The organism is Pseudomonas edaphica (genome assembly GCF_005863185.1).
GTDB classification, from domain to species: Bacteria; Pseudomonadota; Gammaproteobacteria; order Pseudomonadales; family Pseudomonadaceae; genus Aquipseudomonas; species Aquipseudomonas edaphica.
This window is the reverse complement of sequence record NZ_VBVZ01000564.1, coordinates 1-3,943: the sequence shown is the minus strand read 5'-3', so window position 1 is coordinate 3,943 and position 3,943 is coordinate 1. Positions and strand designations below refer to the sequence as shown.

The window sequence follows — 3,943 nt, the reverse complement described above, 5'->3', positions numbered from 1 at the left end:
GCGCTGGGCTTTGCCTTTCGCACGGACGGGCACAGCCGTATCTACAACACCTTCGATGCGCACCGGCTGCTGCATTGGGCGGGGCTTGAAGGGTTGCAGTACAACCTCAAGGAAGCGCTGTTCAAGGCGTATTTCAGTGATGGGCAAGACCCGTCCGACCACGCGACGCTGGCGATCATCGCCGAAAGTGTTGGGTTGGATATCAAGCGCGCGGCTGAAATTCTGGCGTCTGACGAGTACGCTGCTGAAGTCCGTGAGCAGGAAGAATTGTGGATTACACGCGGTGTGACTTCAGTACCCACCATCGTGTTCAACGACCAGTACGCGGTCAGCGGTGGGCAGCCGGCTGAAGCCTTTGTCGGGGCTATTCGTCAGATCATCCAGGAAGCCAAGGCCTGATGATCGTTCCCTTGCTCTGCGTGGGAACGCCGCCCCGGACGCTCCGCGTCCTGCCCTTGAAGTTATGACGCAGAGCGTCACAGGATGCGTCAGTCGAACTTGTAGCTGATCGCCGTCTGGACCTGGCCCTGGTTTACCTTGCCGGTCTCTTTGACGATGGTGCTGTTCGCCGCCGACCCCACCAGGCGAGTCCAACTGGCGCTGGTCAACAGTGACCAGTGGCTGTCCAGTGGGAATTCGAAGCTCTCGGTCAGCGTCAGGTTCTGAAAGCCTGCGCTGGCGTTATAGGTGCGGATGCCAGACGCAACGGACTCTTTATCATCAATGCCAAAAAACGCCTGGGTCTGGCGCGCATCAGCAAAATGCGCCATCAAGCCAGTGCTGCCGATAATACCGCCGCCCAGCGGGTAGCCCAACTCGCCGCCCAGTTTGCCGAGCACGCCACTTTGGTCACGCGAGCCGCCGACGGCTTGGCCAACCTGGGCGTATACGCGCCAGAACTCGGCCGGTGAGTACTGGACGAACCCCCCGACTTCGGCCATGTCCGGCACATCCCGCAAGCCACGCAGTGAACCGTTGGCCGTGCGGCCCGGCAGGTAATTGATATACGGGCCGGCGGTGAAACCGTTGGTATTGAGTGCGCTCCAGGTCAGGCCGTCGTCGGTGCCCAGGCTCACATTGCCCCAATCCAGATCGAAATAAGGAATCGGCCGGGTTTCGTAGCGGCTGCCTGTCGGGTCATGGGGCTCATAGCTGACGCCCGCGCCGACTTCGCCGGTAATACCTTCGGCCAATACCGAGCTGGAAAAGCTCCACAGCCCCAGCAAACCGGCGAATACAGCAGAAGTAACCTTGAACATGGAGCGTTTCCTTATCTGAACCTTCGCGCATTCACGCGCGAAGAGCCTCCCTGAGGCAAGCACTCATCTTGTTTGTAGCAAGCTACAAAAATTGTAGCTCCTGCGACACAAATCACCCTGTTTATCGACCAAAACCCCAGCCCCGCTGGGCTTTGGCCAGTTGGCACAGTCTCTGCAATACCCCTGGCACAAGCGCACAGAGCGCTCCTCTTCCAGGTAAACGCAATGATCCAGTGGCATATCGTGTGCGACTTCGACGGGACCATCACCCCCACCGACGTCATCGACAACGTCCTCCAGCGCTTCGCCGGCCCTGAGTGGGAAACCATCGAACAGGAATGGCTGGATGGGCATATCGGTTCCCGCGAATGCCTGAGCCGTCAACTGGCGCTGATCAAGGCCACCCCGGCTGAACTGCTGGCGTATTTCGACAGCGTTGAAATCGACCCGGACTTCCCGGACTTTGTCGATCACGTCATGGGCCTGGGCGCGACCATCGAAGTGGTCAGCGACGGCATCGAGCAAGGCATCGCGCGCATTCTGTCGCGCAACTACGTGACCTTGCTGCCGATCCTCGCCAACCGCCTGCGCCAGGTCGACCAGAACAGCTGGCGCATCGACTTCCCGTATTCCAGCGATGCCTGCCGCGCCGCCTCCGGCAACTGCAAGTGCAAATCCACGCCGCGCAACAAGCGCGTGCTGGTGATCGGCGACGGCAAGTCCGACATGTGCGTGGCTTCAACCGCCGACTTCGTCTTCGCCAAAGGCAGCCTCGCCAAGTACTGCGAAGCCAACAACATTCCCCATGCGCGCTTCGACACCTTTGCCGAATTGCCCGCACTGCTGACCGCTTTGCCACAAGGCATCGCCGCTAACTCCGGCACCTTTGCCGCCGACCTCTCTGTTGAAAATCAGGAACTCTTCCACCATGTCTGATATTCGTATCGCTACCGCCGAAGACCAGATTCTTCTGGATAAAGAAGCCAAATACTGCTCCTACGGCGACACCGTTCACTACATCGAGCCGCCGCGTATTTTCAGCCGTTGCGAAGGCTCCTACGTGTGGGACACCGAAGACCAGGCCTACCTCGACCTGCAAATGTGGTACTCGGCCGTTAACTTCGGCTACGCCAACCCGCGCTTGAATAACGCGCTGAAACAGCAGATCGACACCCTGCCGCAAATCGCCAGCCAGTACCTGCACAAAGGCAAGATCGAGCTGTCGGAAATGATCGCGGTCGATGCCAAGAACAAATTCGGCCTCGACGGTCGCGTGCACTTCAACGTCGGCGGTTCGCAGTCGATCGAAGACTCGCTGAAAGTGGTGCGTAACGCCTCCAACGGCAAGAGCCTGATGTTCGCCTTCGAAGGCGGCTACCACGGTCGTACCCTCGGCGCTTCGTCGATCACCTCGAGCTTCCGCTACCGTCGCCGCTACGGCCATTTTGGCGAGCGCGCCAACTTCATCCCGTTCCCGTACCACTTCCGCGGCCCTAAGGGCATGACCAAAGAAGAATACGGCAGCCACTGCGTGCAGCAATTCGCGCGGCTGTTCGAGACCGAATACAACGGCGTCTGGGACCCGAAAACCAACCAGTGCGAATACGCAGCGTTCTACGTCGAGCCGATCCAGGGCACCGGCGGCTACGTGATCCCGCCGATGAACTTCTACCGCGAATTGAAGCAAGTGCTGGATCAGCACGGCATCCTGATGGTGTCCGACGAAATCCAGATGGGCTTCTACCGTACCGGCAAACTGTGGTCGATCGAACACTTCGACGTACAGCCGGACGTGATCGTCTTCGGTAAGGCGCTGACCAACGGCCTCAACCCGCTGGGCGGCATCTGGGCGCGTGAAGAACTGATCAACCCGAAGGTCTTCCCGCCAGGTTCGACCCACTCCACCTTCGCCTCCAACCCACTGGGTACGGCGGTAGGCCTGGAAATGTTCAAGATGACCAGCGAAGTCGACTACGGCGCAATGGTCATGGCCAAGGGCAAATACTTCCTGGAAGGCCTGCAAGACCTGCAGAAACGTTTCCCGATCATCGGCGACGTCGATGGCCTGGGCCTGGCCCTGCGCTGCGAAATCTGCGGCCCGGATGGCTTCACGCCGGATAAGGCGACCCTGGACTACATGGTCGAAGAAGGCATGAAGGGCGACATGATCGTCGATGGCCAGAAACTCGGCCTGATCCTCGACGTGGGCGGCTACTACAAAAACGTGATCACCCTGGCACCGTCCCTGGAAATCAGCTACCCGGAAATCGACCTGGGCCTGAAGCTGCTCGAGCAATTGCTGGTGCGAGCGACTAAACGGTGAACAGCGTTGGGATCGACCTCGGCGAGGGTGATGCCGGCTTCGTTCTCGGTGAAGGTCCGGTCGGGATCCTGTTGATCCACGGCCTGACCGGCACCCCGACGGAATTGCGCCAGGTCGCCAAAGGCCTGGCCAAGGCGGGTAACTGCACGGTGTATGTGCCCACACTCGCTGGGCACTGCGGCGATAACAGCGACCTGCAGGCCACCGGCTGGCTGGACTGGTACGAAGGCGTGCGCAAGACCTTTGCGCAGGTCAAGCAGCGCCATGAGCAGGTGTTTGTCGGTGGCTTGTCCATGGGCGCGGTGATGTCGATGTACGTGGCCGCCGAGCACCCTGGGCAAGTGGCCCGTCCGCTAATGTA

5 protein-coding genes are annotated in these 3,943 nt (G+C 60.0%); 4 read left to right on the top strand and 1 reads right to left on the bottom strand.

All coding sequences use genetic code 11. The features are described 5' to 3' along the window. Positions 1-399: DsbA family oxidoreductase (locus FEM54_RS26570; RefSeq protein ID WP_138453658.1), on the top strand; the 399-nt coding region annotated here is incomplete at its 5' end. An 89-nt stretch (positions 400-488) separates the two neighbouring features. Here the strand turns inward: FEM54_RS26570 and FEM54_RS26565 are convergent. Next, positions 489-1,259 (bottom strand): MipA/OmpV family protein, encoded by a 771-nt coding sequence (locus FEM54_RS26565; protein WP_138453657.1) that lies wholly within the window; start codon positions 1,257-1,259, stop codon positions 489-491. 225 nt (positions 1,260-1,484) lie between these two features. Between FEM54_RS26565 and FEM54_RS26560 the strand changes: the two genes are divergently transcribed. The 3 genes from FEM54_RS26560 to FEM54_RS26550 form a co-directional block, all read left to right on the top strand. Beyond that, a complete protein-coding gene (locus FEM54_RS26560) occupies positions 1,485-2,195 on the top strand; it encodes an MtnX-like HAD-IB family phosphatase (protein WP_017137020.1) in 711 nt (236 codons plus the stop codon). Next, the gene (locus FEM54_RS26555; RefSeq protein WP_017137021.1) at positions 2,188-3,582 is read left to right on the top strand and encodes an aspartate aminotransferase family protein; all 1,395 of its coding nucleotides are present in this window, start codon (positions 2,188-2,190) and stop codon (positions 3,580-3,582) included. The genes FEM54_RS26560 and FEM54_RS26555 overlap by 8 nt, the downstream gene beginning before the upstream one ends. After that, on the top strand, positions 3,579-3,943 hold a 365-nt coding region (locus FEM54_RS26550; RefSeq protein WP_138453656.1), incomplete at its 3' end, for an alpha/beta hydrolase. The genes FEM54_RS26555 and FEM54_RS26550, both read left to right, overlap by 4 nt.

Coding starts and splice junctions, on each gene's coding strand:
- FEM54_RS26560 (WP_017137020.1), top strand. CDS start 1,485: ATGATCCAGTGGCATATCGTGTGCGACTTCGACGGGACCATCACCCCC.
- FEM54_RS26555 (WP_017137021.1), top strand. CDS start 2,188: ATGTCTGATATTCGTATCGCTACCGCCGAAGACCAGATTCTTCTGGAT.
- FEM54_RS26565 (WP_138453657.1), bottom strand. CDS start 1,259: ATGTTCAAGGTTACTTCTGCTGTATTCGCCGGTTTGCTGGGGCTGTGG.